The 15,623-nt window shown below is 66.2% G+C and carries 14 protein-coding genes; 7 read left to right on the forward strand and 7 right to left on the reverse strand.

Annotated elements, in window-relative coordinates:
- Positions 1-165 precede the first annotated feature (165 nt).
- On the reverse strand, positions 166-1,482 hold the full coding sequence (locus M1D40_RS10415) for an MFS transporter (protein ID WP_461168782.1): 1,317 nt from the start codon (positions 1,480-1,482) through the stop codon (positions 166-168).
- 160 nt (positions 1,483-1,642) lie between these two features.
- Here M1D40_RS10415 and M1D40_RS10420 point away from each other — a divergent pair, with 160 nt between their 5' ends.
- Complete coding sequence (locus M1D40_RS10420; RefSeq protein WP_461168783.1) at positions 1,643-1,963, forward strand: L-rhamnose mutarotase; 321 nt, start codon at positions 1,643-1,645, stop codon at positions 1,961-1,963.
- Positions 1,964-1,980: 17 nt separating this feature from the next.
- Here M1D40_RS10420 and M1D40_RS10425 read toward each other — a convergent pair whose 3' ends face one another.
- The gene (locus M1D40_RS10425; protein ID WP_461168784.1) at positions 1,981-3,012 is read right to left on the reverse strand and encodes an NAD(P)-dependent alcohol dehydrogenase; all 1,032 of its coding nucleotides are present in this window, start codon (positions 3,010-3,012) and stop codon (positions 1,981-1,983) included.
- A 123-nt stretch (positions 3,013-3,135) separates the two neighbouring features.
- On the opposite strand from M1D40_RS10425, the gene M1D40_RS10430 reads away from it, so the two are divergent.
- Positions 3,136-3,735: a TetR/AcrR family transcriptional regulator gene (locus M1D40_RS10430; RefSeq protein ID WP_341395048.1), complete on the forward strand. Its 600-nt coding sequence runs from the start codon at positions 3,136-3,138 to the stop codon at positions 3,733-3,735.
- A 75-nt stretch (positions 3,736-3,810) separates the two neighbouring features.
- Here M1D40_RS10430 and M1D40_RS10435 read toward each other — a convergent pair whose 3' ends face one another.
- Positions 3,811-5,292 (reverse strand): MFS transporter, encoded by a 1,482-nt coding sequence (locus M1D40_RS10435; RefSeq protein ID WP_461168785.1) that lies wholly within the window; start codon positions 5,290-5,292, stop codon positions 3,811-3,813.
- Positions 5,293-5,349: 57 nt separating this feature from the next.
- On the opposite strand from M1D40_RS10435, the gene M1D40_RS10440 reads away from it, so the two are divergent.
- Both M1D40_RS10440 and M1D40_RS10445 read left to right on the forward strand, forming a co-directional pair.
- Positions 5,350-5,943 (forward strand): TetR family transcriptional regulator, encoded by a 594-nt coding sequence (locus M1D40_RS10440; RefSeq protein WP_461168786.1) that lies wholly within the window; start codon positions 5,350-5,352, stop codon positions 5,941-5,943.
- Between the two features lie 100 nt (positions 5,944-6,043).
- On the forward strand, positions 6,044-6,877 hold the full coding sequence (locus tag M1D40_RS10445; RefSeq protein ID WP_341395045.1) for an SDR family NAD(P)-dependent oxidoreductase: 834 nt from the start codon (positions 6,044-6,046) through the stop codon (positions 6,875-6,877).
- On the opposite strand, the gene M1D40_RS10450 is transcribed toward M1D40_RS10445, so the two are convergent.
- From M1D40_RS10450 to rhaI, 3 genes are read right to left on the reverse strand one after another with little or no spacing between them, the layout of a single operon-like run.
- Positions 6,805-8,310: a rhamnulokinase gene (locus M1D40_RS10450; protein ID WP_461168787.1), complete on the reverse strand. Its 1,506-nt coding sequence runs from the start codon at positions 8,308-8,310 to the stop codon at positions 6,805-6,807. The genes M1D40_RS10445 and M1D40_RS10450 overlap by 73 nt on opposite strands.
- Complete coding sequence (locus tag M1D40_RS10455; RefSeq protein WP_461168788.1) at positions 8,307-10,343, reverse strand: bifunctional aldolase/short-chain dehydrogenase; 2,037 nt, start codon at positions 10,341-10,343, stop codon at positions 8,307-8,309. The genes M1D40_RS10450 and M1D40_RS10455 overlap by 4 nt, the downstream gene beginning before the upstream one ends.
- A gap of 4 nt (positions 10,344-10,347) precedes the next feature.
- A complete protein-coding gene (rhaI, locus tag M1D40_RS10460) occupies positions 10,348-11,514 on the reverse strand; it encodes an L-rhamnose isomerase (RefSeq protein WP_461168789.1) in 1,167 nt (388 codons plus the stop codon).
- A gap of 265 nt (positions 11,515-11,779) precedes the next feature.
- On the opposite strand from rhaI, the gene M1D40_RS10465 reads away from it, so the two are divergent.
- From M1D40_RS10465 to M1D40_RS10475, 3 genes are all read left to right on the forward strand, one after another.
- A complete protein-coding gene (locus M1D40_RS10465) occupies positions 11,780-12,799 on the forward strand; it encodes a LacI family DNA-binding transcriptional regulator (RefSeq protein ID WP_461168790.1) in 1,020 nt (339 codons plus the stop codon).
- 179 nt (positions 12,800-12,978) lie between these two features.
- The gene (locus tag M1D40_RS10470; RefSeq protein ID WP_461168791.1) at positions 12,979-13,329 is read left to right on the forward strand and encodes a UBP-type zinc finger domain-containing protein; all 351 of its coding nucleotides are present in this window, start codon (positions 12,979-12,981) and stop codon (positions 13,327-13,329) included.
- Positions 13,330-13,556: 227 nt separating this feature from the next.
- Positions 13,557-14,366: an SDR family oxidoreductase gene (locus M1D40_RS10475; protein WP_341395039.1), complete on the forward strand. Its 810-nt coding sequence runs from the start codon at positions 13,557-13,559 to the stop codon at positions 14,364-14,366.
- 60 nt (positions 14,367-14,426) lie between these two features.
- On the opposite strand, the gene M1D40_RS10480 is transcribed toward M1D40_RS10475, so the two are convergent.
- Entirely contained in the window at positions 14,427-15,524 is a 1,098-nt protein-coding gene (locus M1D40_RS10480) for a lysylphosphatidylglycerol synthase transmembrane domain-containing protein (protein ID WP_341395038.1), read from the reverse strand.
- Between the last annotated feature and the right edge of the window lie 99 nt (positions 15,525-15,623).

A 15,623-nucleotide genomic window follows, 5' to 3' on the forward strand; every position in this document is an offset into this window, starting at 1 on the left:
GACCCCGAAGTGACACTGCCGACGGGCTGCCGGGGAGGTTACGGTACCGGCCGCCGGCCCGGTAACCTCCCCGCCCCTTTCAGGTTAGGCGCGGACCCGGGCAGGGCGGCAGTACCCTCTCACCAAATCGGGCTGCGCGGACGCATACAACTCCTAGGAGGCGTTCTAGGAGGCGACGCGCACCGGCTCCCCGGCGGCTTCCACAGGTGCTCCGTAACGCTCAACCTCGATCTCCTGCAGCGATTTGCCCTGCATGTCGGGAGCGAAGGCCACACCCACGACGGCGGCGACCAGGAGCAGCGCGATCATGGTCAGGCCCAGCGGAACGAAGCCCACGGTGGCCAGCATGGTCGGGAAGAAGAAGCTGAGGATACCGGTGGCCGTGCGGGCTGCGAAGAACAGGACGCCCTGGGCTCCGGCCCGGTAGCGGGTGGCGAACAGCTCGCTCGCCCACAGCCCGTAGAAGGCCTGCGCACCGATACCGGCCGAAACGCCCCACAGGACCACGAAGGCACCGAGCACCAGGGGAACCGGCGGTGCGAAGACGAGCAGTACCCAGGCAATGATGCCCAGCGCGGCACCGATGCCGTACAGGAGCCGGCGGCTGTAGCGGTCCGCGAGACGCATGAAGCCGAAGTACGTGGCCAGCACGGTGAAACCCCAGAGGACCACCTGCAGCATGTTGGCCTGAACGCCGTCCAGCCCGCCAACCGCTTCATAGATCCGCGGCATGAAGATGCCCATGGCTCCGGCCACGGTGTTCCAGAACGCGTAGACGCCGAACAGGAAGAGCAGCGCCTTGACATTGATCCGGTTGGTAAAGAGTTCCGAGTACTTGATCCGGGGCCGGCGTCCGGCAGCGGAAGTGCGCTTGGCCTCCGCCTTTTCCTCAGTCCACAAGACGGATTCCTTCAGGCCCTGGCGGATGTACCAGGTCACGAAGGCCACCACAAACAGGTGCAGGAAAATCAGCCGGCTGCCGAGCAGTCCCAGCGGACCCACCAGGACGGCAAGGGCGAACCCGATAACCGGGCCCATGGACCACGCCAGCTGGGCGGTGCCCACATGGGCGGCCCGCTTGTCGGCCGGTGCCTCCTCGGCAATGTAGGTCCATGACGCCGGGACGCCGGCGCCCACTGCAATGCCCGTCATGACAAACGCGGCAAGCAGCATCCAGAAGTTGCCGGCAAAGGCGGCCAGGAGGACGCCCGCCATGTAGAGCATGAGGTCATAGGTGTAGATGAATTTGCGGCCGTACCGGTCACAGAGCGGGCCGCCGATGGCCGCGCCGATAGCTGCACCGAATGCATTGGCGCTCAGTGCGGCCAGCAGTCCGGTGAGGTAGTTGTCGATACCCAGATATTCCTGCCACAGGGACAGGCTGGAGGCGATGGCAATGATTGACCCCGCCTCGATGTAGTTGGACATCGCCACCGAGATCGTGGCCTTCCAACCCTTGGTTTCCTTGCTGCCGATACGCACGCCGTTGTGTCTCCTGATCTCTGCGGTCCGCCGGTGTTTTCAGTCCGGGCGAACGCTTTTGGAACGTTTCATTAAAACGATTCAATGTTAGGCTCGACACAGACTACAACACCCCCGACGGAAGCTGAAACCGGCGTACGTCATGACTTCGGAGGCTTAAATGCAGCGGGTTTGCTTCACTCTTCAGGTCCGTCAGGACTGCCTGGACGAGTACCGGAGACGCCACTCGGAGGTATGGCCCGAGATGCAGCAGGCCCTGCGGGAAACCGGCTGGCACAACTACAGCCTCTTCCTCAAGCCGGACGGCCTGCTGATCGGCTATCTCGAAACCGAGGATTTTGCTGCTGCCCAGGCCGCCATGGAGGAGCGCGAGATCAATGCGGCATGGCAGGCCTCCATGGGAGACCTTTTTGAGCCCATGGACGGCCGGCGCCCGGATGAGGCCATGGTGGCACTGCCGGAAGTTTTCCACCTCGACTAGGAATACGGCAGCGACGCTCAGATTTGCGTCATATCCACCACGAAGCGGAACCGGACGTCATTGCCTTCGAGCCTGGCGAGGGCAGTGTTAATGTCCCGTGCCGGCAGCACTTCCACATCCGCGGTGATTCCGTGCCGGCTGCAAAAGTCGAGCATGGCCTGCGTTCCCGCAGTACCGCCACTGCCGGCAGAGGCAATACTCTTCCGGCCGATGAGCAATGCCAGTGGATCGAACTGCATGGACCCGAGCGCGCCGAGGGCGCAGAGCGTGCCGTCAAGTGCCAGCGCACGGACGTAGGGGGTGAGGTCATGGGGAGCGGAGGCGGTGTCAATGATGAGATCGAAGCGGTTTGACTGAGCCTGCATGGCGGCCGGCTCTTTCGACACGACCACCTCGTCGACCCCCAGCCGCTTTGCCCCCGCAGCTTTTTCCTCCGAGGTGGTGAACAGGACCACGCTGGCACCGAGGGCATGTGCGAACTTCACCGCGAGGTGGCCCAGGCCGCCAAGGCCAACGATTCCCACCGTTCTGCCAGGTCCTGCCTTCCAGCGGACAAGAGGTTCCCATACGGTGATTCCGGCGCACATCAGCGGAGCGACTCCGGCGGGATCGAGGTTTCCGGGAAGCGGATAAACGAACTTTTCCGTGGCGATGTATTCCCGGGCAAAGCCGCCCTGAGTCGCGGATCCGTCGACGCGGTCGGTGCCGCCGTAGGTCAGGGTGGGGAATTGCTCGCAATAGTTTTCCTGGCCGGCGGTGCACATGATGCAACTGCCGCAGGAGTCCACGATATTGCCGACGGCCACCTGGTCCCCCCTGCGGAACCGGGTGACGTCCGGTCCCACGGCACGGACAATTCCGACCAATTCGTGGCCGGCGACCAGGGGTTTGTTTCCGTGGCGGTGAATCTCGTTGAGGTCCGAATGGCAGACACCGCAGAAAGTCACATCGATGGCGGCATCCCTGCTGCGGAGGTCCCTCCGTTCGATAATCCCGGTCGTCAGGGGCTCATTGTCTGCAGCAGCGACGAGTGCTGTCGTTTTTCTCATGGGGTTTCTTTCCGCCGTGTAGGAGTGATGGGTATCAAGAAACAAACTAGTTAGTTACTCGATGGAGCGACGCTACTCCGGGCGCACAGGAAAAGCAACCAACTAGTTTGTTACGGTGGAAGAATGAAGCCAGGAGACGCAACCCGCGAACGGATCCTCACTGCCGCGGGCGAGGAGTTCGCAGCATACGGAATTGCCGGCGCCCGGGTGGACAGGATCGCGGCGAATGCCCGGGCGAACAAAGCTCAGCTCTACGCGTTCTACGGCAGCAAGGATGCCTTGTTTGAAACGGTCTTCAAGGCGTCCCTGGACGGCATAGTGAACGCCGTTCCCATAGATGGGGAGGACCTTCCCGGATATGCGGTGCGGCTCTACGACGAATACCTCGAGCACCCCGAGCTCGTTCGCCTCGCGACCTGGGCCCGGCTGGAACGGCGACCCACCGGGCACCTCACCGCCCACACGGACCGACTCGATGCGGACAAGCTTGCCGCCATCGCGAAAGCCCAGGATGCCGGATACATCGACGAGTACTTCACGCCGTTCGAGGTCCTGACCACGGTCATCGCAATCTCCATGACCTGGTCCCCTGCCAGCACCACCTTCACCGCGGCGAAGTCCGATGAGGCCGCGGACCATCAACGCCGCCGCGAGGTCCTCAGCAGAATCGTTCGCAGGACTTTCACACCGGCGTCCCGGGCGGGCACAAAAGCCGGCGGTTAACCACGCACGGACCGGCTCCCGCGAAAGCAGGAACCGGTCCGCGACGTGCGGTCTGTTGCGTATCAGTCAGGCAACCTAGCCGAGGTGGGGAACGGCGGGAACGTCCATCAGATCCTTCTTGGACAGGCGGATCATGAAGAAACTGATCGGAGCTGCCAGGGCAATGGCGGCACCGGCCCACATGAACGCCGAGGAATAACCGCTGACGAGGGCTTCAAGCTGCGTGAGCGGCAGGACTTCCCTGTTGCTGAGGTAACCCGACACTGCTGCCGTGTAAATCGCAGTGAACAGTGCGGTACCGATGGAGCCGCCGATCTGCTGGGTCGCCGAAACAGCGGCACTGGCCACACCGGCGTCGTGCTCGTCGATGCCGGCCAGCGCAACGTTCTGCAGCGGCACAAAAATCATGGCGAGCCCGAAGCCCAGCAGGACCAGTCCCGGCAGGACTTCCAGGGCGTAGTTTCCCTCCACCGTAATAAAGGAGAGCCAGAAGAGGCCGACGGCGCCCACCACCGGGCCCAGCGTCATCGGCAGGCGCACCCCTGTACGCGGCAGGAACTTGGACAGCACGCCCGCACCGACGGTGATGGCCACTGTCATGGGCAGCGACGCCAGGCCGGACTTCAGCGGCGAGTAGCCCAGCACAATCTGGAAGTAGAACACCAGGAACAGGATGCCGCCCAGCAGCGCGGCACCGGTCAGGGTGGAGACCAGGAAGGCGCCGCCGCGGACCCGGTTGGTCAGGACGCGCAGCGGAAGCAGCGGGTTGGACACCTTGGATTCCACCAGGACAAACAGGGCAAGAATAAGGGCACCGGCGGCCAGGAAGCCAAGCGTCTGGGCGCGGGCCCAGCCGTTTTCAGCCTGGGCAAAGCCGTAGACCAGCGCGGCGAGGCCGGCAACCACCAGGATGGCTCCGGGCAGGTCGTAGCGGGTGTTGCCGTGCGCCTTGCTTTCCCGGATCAGGGGCAGGCCGGCCGCAATGGCAACGACGGCGATCGGCACGTTCACCAGCAGGCACCAGTTCCAGGACGCGTACTGGGTCAGGACGCCGCCGAGCAGCAGACCGATTGCCGCACCGCCGCCGCCGATCGCGCCGTACACGGCAAACGCCTTGATGCGGTCCTTGCCCGAGGGAAAGGTGATGGTCAGGATAGCGAGCGAGGCCGGGGCCAGCAGCGCGGCGAAGGCACCCTGCAGTCCGCGGGCAGCCAGGAGGACCTCGGTGCTTTCAGCGAATCCGCCCAGCGCGGAGGCTACGGCGAAGCCGAGCATTCCCACCATGAACGTACGCTTGCGGCCCCAGTAGTCCGCAATGCGGCCGCCGAGCAGCAGCAGCGACCCGAAGGCCAGGGCGTAAATGGTGACGACCCAGGTGCGGTCGCCGTCGGACATGCCGAGCTCGCGCTGCGCATCGGGCAGGGCGATGTTGACGATGGTTCCGTCCAGGACCACCATCAGCTGGGCCAGGGCCAGGACGCCGAGGAGCATCCAGCGGTGCGGATGGGCGGAATGGTCGACGGCCGGAGGCAGTCCGGCAGTGGTCGTACGGTCCATGTAGGGGAAAACCTTCTTCAAAACGAACTAGTTGGTTGGCTTAGCTAGACTACAGGTATGAGAACCGACGGCGAAGCCACCAGAGCCAGGATCCTTGCGGCGGCCAGGACCGAGTTTGCCCGCTACGGCCTCGCCGGTTCACGCGTGGACCGGATTGCCGCGGAGGCGAAGGCCAGCAAGGAGCGTCTTTACGCGTATTTCGGTGATAAGAAGGCTTTGTTTGCCGCGGTCCTCGCCCTGAACCTGCAGGAGACCACGGATCGGATCCCGCGCGATGCCCTGGACCTGCCGGGCTTCGTGGGCGCCATGTTCGATCATGCGACGCAGAATCCCGACCACCTGCGCATGCTCGACTGGGCCCGGCTGGAAAATGAACCCGGGCTGGCTCCCCGAACGCCCTGCGGCAGGCCCGGGCCGGCAACCGAAGATGTTGTCCGGGCCCAGGAGCAGGGCATCATCGATTCCCGGTGGGACCCGGAGGACCTGATAACGCTGCTCCTGTCCCTGGCCACCGCCTGGGCGCAGTCCCCCGAAACGCTGTTCACGGGCGAACCCGAAGCGAAGGATGAGTTCAGGAGCCGGCGCCGGAACGCGGCCGTTGCCGCAGCCTGCCGGCTGCTGGAGCCCAAGGGCCCGGGCCTGGGGAAGTAATCCCGCGACTCCGGAGAGCACACTGATTGGCGGATCTGCTGTCCGGGGCAATACTGGGAGGGTCTTCGCACCAGCCCCGTCCCCGCCCGAGAGGCCGCCAGTGTCAGAGCGAACCATTGTCATTACCGGAGCCAGCGACGGCATCGGGGCCGCAGCCGCGCGGAGCCTGCGCAGCCTGGGCAACCGCATCGTCGTCGTCGGGCGATCCCCGGAAAAAACCGCTGCCGTGGCCCGGGAACTGGACAGCGACTACCTGCTGTCCGACTTTTCACGCCTCGACGACGTCCGGGCCCTGGCAGCGGATCTGCGGGAACGGTACCCGCGCATCGACGTCCTGGTGAACAATGCCGGAGGCATTATGCGCGGGCGCGAAGAAACGGTTGACGGGCACGAAAAGACACTGCAGGTCAATCATTTGGCACCGTTCCTGCTCACCAACCTGCTGCTGGACCGGCTGGCGGAGTCCCGGGCCAGCGTCATCAACACTTCCAGCGTTGCCAACAGCCTCTTTGCGCACTTTGACATCAACGACTTGGAAGCGCGCAGGAAGTACACACCGAATCTCGCCTACGGCAACACCAAACTGGCAAACATCCTGTTCACGCGCGAACTGGACGCGAGGTACCGGGCCGACGGAATTTCCGCTGCCGCCTTCCATCCCGGGGCTGTGGCCTCATCCTTCGCCGCAGGTTCCACAAGCGTGATGCGGCTGCTCTACCGCACGGCCCTGAACCGGTTCCTGATTTCGCCGGAACAAGGGGCGCAGACGCTGGTCTGGCTGGCCACTTCGGAACCGGGAACGGACTGGCAGCCGGGCAAGTACTACTACAAGTGCAAAATCTCCACGGCCAACAAGGATGCTTATGACGCCGCGCTGTCTGCCCGGCTCTGGGATGAAAGCGCACGGATGGTGGGACTGCCCGCCGGACGGTAGGTAACGGTCGGTGAACTCTGCGCCGCGAGCCTGCGCAGATCCGCCAGGGAGCCGGAGACGGCGCCGGCCGCCCGCGCCTGCACCAGCACGTTGCCCAGCGCCGTCGCCTCAACGGGCCCGGCGATCACCGGCAGCCCCGTGGCATCGGCCGTGAGCTGGCACAGCAGCGTGTTCTGCGAGCCGCCGCCCACAATGTGCACGACGTCGATGCGCTGCCCCGACAGTTCCGCCGCCAGGGCCAGCGTGCGGGCATAGGCGTCAGCCAGGGAATCCAGAATGCAGCGGGTCACCGCGGCGGGGTCCTCCGGCAGGACGAAGCCGCCCGCGGCGGCCGCAGCGCGGATACGCCCGGGCATGTTCCCCGGTGCAATGAACTCATCGGCATCCACGTCGATCAGCGGCCCGCCCGGGGGCAGCAGCGCTGCCGATGCCAGCAGGTCCGGGAGCTCCGGTTCCGGGCCCGCCGCGGACCACTCACGCATGGATTCGCTGAGCAGCCACAGCCCGCCGACGTTGCGCAGGTACCGGATGGTGCCGTCCACGCCCCGTTCATTGGTGAAGTTGGCCCTGCGGCTGGCCTCGCTGAGCACGGGCGCCGTCAGTTCGATTCCAGCCAGGGACCAGGTGCCCGAGGAGATATACGCGAAACCGGGCTCCAGAGCGGGGACAGCCGCCACCGCCGATGCGGTGTCGTGCGAGCCGACCGCCACCACCGGCGTTCCGGCGGGCAGGCCGGTCCGCTCGGCTACGGCCGGCAGCAGGACGCCCACGGTTCGGTCCGGGGCGATCAGCTCGGGAAACAAGTCCTCCGGCAGTCCCAGCGCGGCCGGGAACGCGGCGGCCCACTCCCCCGCCGCCGCGTCAAACAAGCCCGTGGTGGAGGCGTTGGTTTCCTCGGTGCACCGGGATCCGGTCAGCCGGAAGGCCAGCAGGTCCGGAATCAGCAGCGCCTGTTTGCCGGCCAGGTCCGGCTCGCAGGCCAGCTGGTACAGCGTGTTAAAGGGAAGGTGCTGCAGGCCGGTGGTTGCATACAGCCGGGCTTCATCCAGGACCGCGTGGACCCGCGGCACGGCGGCGGCAGTCCGGCCGTCGCGGTAGCTGTGCGGCAGCGCCGCCATCACGCCGTCGGCGTCGACCAGTCCGTAGTCCACCGCCCAGGTGTCGATCCCGATGCTGGCTATTGTTTCCGACTCCTCGGCGGCGCGCGCGGCGGCCCGCGTGAGTCCGTTGAGCACCTCCTCGAAGATCCCGGGCAGGTCCCAGCGCAGCGCGCCGTCGATCTCCCGGACCCCGTTGGGAAACCGGTGCACGGTTTCCAGCGCGACTCCGCCGGGCCCAATCCGGCCGAGGATAACCCGGCCGGACGAGGCCCCGATGTCGACGGCGGCAAACACGCCGGCCCCGGCCTGCGTGTCCGGCGTGTCCGCGCTCATCGCAGGAAGGCCGCCGCTACGCCGGCGTCAACCGGAATGTGCAGGCCGGTGGTGTGCGAGAGGTCCTCGCCGGTCAGGACCGCCACCGCATTGGCCACGTTCTCCGGCAGCACTTCACGCTTGAGCAGGGTGCGCTGGGCGTAGAACTTGCCCAGTTCCTCCTCGGGCACCCCGTACACGGCCGCGCGCTTGGCGCCCCAGCCGCCGGCAAAGATGCCCGAGCCGCGGACCACGCCGTCGGGGTTGATGCCGTTGACCTTCACGCCGTACTCCCCCAGTTCCGCGGCCAGCAGGCGCACCTGGTGCGCCTGGTCGGCCTTGGTGGCTGAGTAGGCGATGTTGTTGGGTCCGGCGAAGACCGAGTTCTTGGAGGAGATGTAGATGATGTCCCCGCCCATGTCCTGGTCGATCAGCACCTTGGCCGCGGCCTTGGAGACAAAGAAGGAGCCCTTGGCCATGACGTTGTGCTGCAGGTCCCAGTCCTTTTCGCTGGTTTCCAGCAGCGGCTTGGAGATCGACAGGCCGGCGTTGTTGACCACCAGGTCAAGTCCGCCGAAGGCCAGCACGGTCGCGTCGATCGCAGCCTGCACCTGCGCTTCATCCGTCACGTCCGCCTGCACCCCGACGGCGGTGTCGGGGCCGCCGAGTTCCGCCGCCACGGCCCGGGCGTTCTCCAGGTTGAGGTCGGCGATGACCACGCATGCCCCTTCTGCAGCGAGCCGGGTGGCGATGGCCTTGCCGATGCCCGAGGCCGCACCGGTCACCAGCGCGATGCGGGTGGCATGGGACTTCGGCTTGGGCATGCGTGCCAGCTTGGCTTCCTCCAGCGCCCAGTACTCAATCCGGAATTTCTCCGACTCCTCGATCGGAGCGTAGGTGGAGATGGCTTCGGCCCCGCGCATGACATTGATGGCATTGATGTAGAACTCGCCGGCTACGCGGGCGGTCTGCTTGTTTGCACCGTAGGTGAACATGCCGACGCCGGGAATGAGGACGACGGCGGGATCCGCGCCGCGCATCGCCGGGGAGTCTTCGCTGCGGTGGCGGTCGTAGTAGGCCCGGTAGTCGGCGCGGTACTGTTCGTGCAGTTCCTTCAGCCGGGCGACACTGTCCTCGACGGAGGCATCCGCGGGCAGGTCAAGGATCAGCGGCTTGACCTTGGTGCGCAGGAAGTGGTCCGGGCAGGAAGTGCCCAGTGCGCCCAGGCGGGGGTGTTCGGCGCGTGCCAGGAAGTCCAGGACGACGGCGTCGTCGGTGAAGTGCCCCACCTGCGGTTTATCGGTGGAGGCCAGTCCCCGGATCACCGGTGCCAGGGCGGCGGCCTTGGCACGGCGGTCGGCTTCGCTCAGAGGTGCGTAGCCCGGCAGCAGGGCGCCAAAGGGATCCTTCCGGCCGTTGGCTGCAATGTACGCCTCGGCGGTTTCGATGATCCAGAGCGAGTTGGCCTCGGCCTCTTCGGACGTGGCGCCCCAGGCGGTGATGCCGTGGCCGCCCAGGATGGTGCCGATGGCCTGCGGGTTCGCTTCCTTAATGGCGGCGATGTCCAGGCCCAGCTGGAAGCCCGGGCGGCGCCAGGGCACCCAGACAACCCTGGAACCGAAGATTTTCTGCGTCAGGGCTTCTCCGTCGGCAGCCGTGGCGACGGCGATGCCGGAGTCCGGGTGCAGGTGGTCCACGTGGGCTGCGTCAACCAGGCCGTGCATGGCGGTGTCGATCGACGGTGCGGCGCCGCCCCTGCCGTGGAGGCAGTAGTCGAAAGCAGCCACCATCTCATCTTCGCGGTCCACCCCGGGGTAGGTGTTCACCATGGCGCGCATGCGGTCCAGCCGCAGCACGGCCAGGCCGGATTCCTTCAGGGTGCCGAGGTCTCCGCCGGAGCCCTTGACCCAGAGCAGTTCAACGTTCTCCCCGGTGACGGGGTCCCGGTCAAAGCCCTTGGCGGAGGTGTTGCCGCCGGCGTAGTTGGTGTTGCGCTTATCCGCGCCTAGACGGTTCGAGCGGGCAATCAGCGCGCTGACGGTTTCGTTGGTCATCTGTTTATGCTCCCCATCCGGCCTGCTGGCCGCCCTGGCGTTCAGTGTTGATTTTGTCCTGGTAGCCGCTGGCCGCGTAGGCGGCCAGCGGGTCGGCAGGCAGTCCGCGGGATTCGCGCCACTGCGCAAGGCCCGGGCGGACGTCGGTGTAGAAGGCGTCCATGAAGACGGCGTTGGCGCCCAGCACATCTCCGGCAGTCTGCGCGGCGTCGAGCGCCTCGGCATCGACCAGCAGAGCCCGCGCCATCATTTCCTGGACATTGAGCACGGACCGGATCTGTCCCGGAATCTTCTCTTCGAGGTTGTGGCACTGGTCCAGCATCAGGGAGACTCCCGACTCAGGGCCGAAACCTCCGCCGCGAACAACTTCAAACAGGATCCGGAAGAGCTGGAACGGGTCGGCCGAGCCGACAATCAGGTCATCATCCGCATAGAAGCGGGAGTTGAAGTCGAAGGAGCCAAGCTTGCCCAGCCGCAGCAGCTGGGCCACGATGAACTCGATGTTGGTGCCCGGCGCGTGGTGGCCGGTGTCCAGGCAGACCAGCGCCTTCTCGCCCAGGGCGAGGGTGTGGGCGTAGGAGGTTCCCCAGTCGGGAACATCGGTGTGGTAGAATGCCGGCTCGAAGAACTTGTATTCGAGGACCATGCGCTGGTTCTCGCCGAGGCGGTCGTAGACCTTTCGCAGCGACTCCCCCAGCCAGTCCTGGCGGGAGCGCATGTTGCCCTGGCCCGGATAGTTGGTGCCGTCGGCAAGCCAGATCTTCAGGTCCTGCGACCCGGTCTGGTGCATGACATCGATGCACTCGTACATGTGGTCAACGGCCTTTTGCCGGACGGCGGGGTTGCTGTGCGTAAGGCTGCCGAACTTGTACACGTCGTCCTGGAACGTATTGCTGTTGACCGTTCCGAGGGCGATGTTGTGTTCCTTGGCATAGGCGCCCAGCTCCGCGTAGTCGTCAACTTTGTCCCACGGGATGTGCAGGGCAACGGCGGGGGCGAGCCCGGTCAATTCGTTGACCTTCGCGGCATCGACGATCTTTTCCTGGATTGTGCGCGGCGTGCCCGGGGTTGCGAAGACCTTGAAACGGGTGCCGGAATTTCCGTAGGCCCATGAGGGGACCTCGATTCCCAGGCCCTCCAGGGCGGGAAGGATGTCTGTCAGTGACGTCATTGGCTGTACTCCAAGCTGGCGGAAGGTGGAAAGCGATCCCTGCGGCCGCCGTCGTTCCCGGACCGCCACCGGACCCGCGGTGCAGCACCCGAAGGTGCTGAATGCAAAGGCGCTGGGCCCGCAGGCCCACGGTGTGTTGAATCGTTGTGCTGAACCGATCTGCTGGATAGCTGATCTGTTGAATCGTTTCATTTATACGATTCAAACCTAGGGTTTTCGCGATACGCTGTCAAGACAGGTGCCGACACAAACATTGGGGGTCACAGTGGCAGCGAGCATAAAAGAGGTGGCCGCGCGGGCCGGCGTGGCCGTGGGAACAGTCTCAAACGTCCTCAACCATCCGGACCGGGTGTCCCCGCCCACCCTGGAGCGGGTCATGAACGCCGTGGAAGCGCTGGGCTTCGTCCGCAACGACGCCGCACGGCAGCTGCGCGCGGGCCAGAGCCGGACCATCGGAATGATCGTCCTTGATTCCTCCAACCCGTTCTTCGCCGCCGTCGCCCGCGCCGCAGAGAATGAGGCCACCCGGCACGGCGCGGACATCATCCTCGGCAACAGCGGCAGCGACCCCGAGCGTGAAGCCCGCTACGTGACGCTGTTCGAGGAGCAGCGGGTGCAGGGCGTGCTGATCTCGCCCTCCGGCAACATCAGCAGCCGGCTCCGCTCACTGCGGGACCGCGGAGTGGCCGCCGTCCTCGTGGACAGCGAATCCGAGCCTGCGGTCCACAGTTCCGTCTCGGTGGATGACACTGCGGGCGGCTTCATGGCCGCGGAACATCTGCTGGAGACCGGACGGCGCCGGTTGGCGTTTGTGGGCGGCTCTCCCGGCATCCGCCAGGTCGCCGACCGGCTGGCCGGGGCCCGCAGCGCCGTCGACCGCGTTCCCGGTGCCCGCCTCGAAGTCCTCCAGGCCGCGGATATGACCGTCCTCGCGGGACGGGCCGTCGGCCAGGACCTTGTGGAACGGGGACGGAGTGAACTGCCCGAGGCCATCTTCTGCGCCAATGACCTCCTGGCAGTCGGCGTCCTGCAGTCCCTGCTGCTGATCAACGGCCTGCGGGTGCCGCAGGACGTGGCGCTGATGGGCTACGACGACATTGATTTTGCCCAGTCCACAGTGGTGCCCCTGTCTTCCATCCGCCAGCCCGCCGAGGAGATCGGCCGCACCGCCGTGCAGCTTCTGCAGGAACAACTCGGTGACACCCCGTCCCCGCCCCGGCAGGTGAGGTTCACGCCCGAACTGGTGGCGCGCCAGAGCACCGGACCTTCAGCGGCCTCGGCCTAACCCGGCCCGGCTGGCTTCCCCAGCCAGCTCTCCTCTGGCTTCCCCCTCCAACTCTCCTCCCTGGCTTCCCCCTCCAGCTCTCCCGCCTGACGCCCCGGCCAGCCGGAAGGCCTGTTCGGGCACCGGGCCGCTGGATACGCTGAAAGATCGGGGTGGCCCGCCGCAGGGAGTGAGGATCCATGTACGACTCAACCGGCATCAACGTTTCCGTTCCGCCGTCCGGTCCCGGCTGCGTGGAGTGCACAGCCGAAGGCAGCTGGTGGTTTCATTTGCGCCGCTGCGCCGAATGCGGCCACATCGGCTGCTGTGACTCGTCTCCGAACCGGCACGCCACGGCCCATGAAGCGTCAACCGGCCATCCCGTCATCCGCAGCTACGAACCGGGCGAGAACTGGTTCTGGGACTACCGGAGCGGATCGGTCTTCGCCGGCCCGGAACTGGCTCCGCCCCAATCACATCCCCTCGACCAGAGCGTCCCGGGGCCGGCCGGCCACGTTCCGCCGGACTGGGAAGCCAGGCTGGCAGGCTGACCGGCAGGCATGCAGGCTGGCAGGCTGGCAGGCTGACCGGAACGCGGCGCGCCGACACCCGTGCAGACTCCGCACCGGCACGGACACCGGGGCAGGCACCTGCACAGACACCTGCATCGGCACCGGAAAAGACGCTGACAGCCCCCGCCGGCCGGCGGGGGCTGCCCCGTGGATACCCGAACCGGACGACGCTACCGCGACCGATGTTTACAGCGTAAGCTGGAGTCATGACTCGTACATATGTTGTTACCGGATCAGGATCGGGAATCGGCGCCGCTACTGCCGAACTGCTGCGCGAACGCGGCTATAACGTGGTGGGCGTGGACCTGCGCGGCGCCGAGGTCGAAGCCGACCTCAGCACGCCGGAGGGCCGGCGCGCAGCCGCAGACAAGGCCCGCGAACTGGCCAACGGCCGGATCGATGCAGTCATCGCCTGCGCCGGCATTTCAGCACCGGCTCCGATCACCGTCGCCGTGAATTACTTCGGGGTAACGGAATTCCTGGAACTTCTGGCGCCGGACCTGGCCAAGAGCGACGCTCCCCGCGCCGCCGTCGTCAGCTCCATGGCGTCCCTCCAGCCGAACTCACCTGAACTGGTGGAAGCAATGCTCGCCGGCGACGAAGCCCGTGCACTGGAAATCGGCGCTGCGCTTGCCGAGCAGGGACCGCGCGTCGGATACCTCAACTACCCCTCCTCCAAGCGCGCCCTCAGCCGCTGGGTTCGCCGCGCCAGCATCAGCGACCAGTGGGCAGGGGCCGGCATTCCGCTGAACGCCGTCGCTCCGGGCACCGTCCTCTCCGCCATGACCAAGGACCTGCTGTCCACGCCGGAAGGCCGCCAGATGGTGGACTCCTCGGTGCCGATGCCGCTGAACGGACACTCCGAGCCCGTGGTCATTGCCCGACTGCTGGCCTGGCTGACGAGCGAGGAAAACACCCACACCACCGGCCAGACCATCTACACCGACGGCGGGGCCGACGCCACGCTGCGCGGTGATGACATCTGGGGCGGAGCCGGCCAGAGCCTTCCGGCCTAGCGAAACAGGAAGTCTGAACCAAGAACTGCAGAGCAGTTTGAACTAAGAACTGCGAAGCAACTATGAAGCACGGCGGCGGCCCCGGGACCCAGGTTCCGGGGCCGCCTTTCGTGCCGCCGTCCGCCCGGCCGCCGTCCGCCGGAGGATTCCCAGCCGCAGCGAGACATAGGCCAGGCCGCCCAGCGGTATCGGCAGCCAAAACTGCGCAATCCGCCAGGACAGGACGCCCAGAACCGCCACATGGCCGGGTGCACCGAATGCCGTGAGCATGGGCACCAGGATCCCTTCGACAAGACCAAGGCCGCCCGGCGTGAGCGGCGCCAGTGCCGCCAGGTTGGCCAGCGAGTAGGCCAGGAGCAGTTCTCCCGGATTGAGGACATGTCCATACGCGGCAACAAACAGCCAGAGACAGGCGGCGCTCAGCAGGTACCGCATGGCCGCAAGGAGCACTGCTGCACCCAGCCGGCGCGGTTCGGTGCGGAACAGGTGCACCTCCGCGGCGATCGTCCGCACAAACTGCTCCGCGGAATCCTGCTTAACCACCCGCACGGCGCGCGCTGCTGCCCGCGCCGCACGGACGGCCGCATCCAGATGCCGGTCCAGGACGATCAGCGCGATCAGCGAAAGCCCCAGCAGCACCAGCACAACAGCCCCAGCAACGCTGAGGTACCTGCCGCCGGCGCCGCCGCCGTGCCCGGCCAGCAGCCCGGCGGCAAAAAGTGCTGCCAGCACCAGGTTTGAGCCCACCACTTGGATGGTGGCGGCGCTCAGGGCGTTTTGCGACTGCACTCCGCACCGTGTCAGCAGCCGGAACCTGACCGCAGCCGCAGTCGCACCGCCGCCCGGCACCGTGTTGTTGACGGCCAGGTCGCACAGGTCGATGCGCAGCAGGGTAAAAAAGCCGGGACGACGATCGCCCAGGAGTACGGCGCGCGTCAGCAGGCTGTAGCTGGCCTGTGACGCAGCCTGAAGGGCCAGGGCAAACAACACGAGCACCGGCGGCAGCCGCAGCAGCGCGGTAAACACGTTGCCCGAGCCCACCAGCTGGGGCAGGACTATGTATTCGATAACCAGCACGACGGCGAGCAGGGCCGCCACCCACCGGAGCAGTCGGGAGCCGCGAATCCGGCCCCAGGCCGAACGCAGGTGCAAGGTCATGCTCCAAGGACAGCAGAACCGCCGGAGTTGGGCCAGAGGAACGCCGGCGGATCACCCGGCCGGCGCGAAGGCGGTTTCGACTTGCACCGAAGGGAGTCT

The sequence above is a fragment of the Arthrobacter sp. Z1-15 genome (assembly GCF_054792395.1).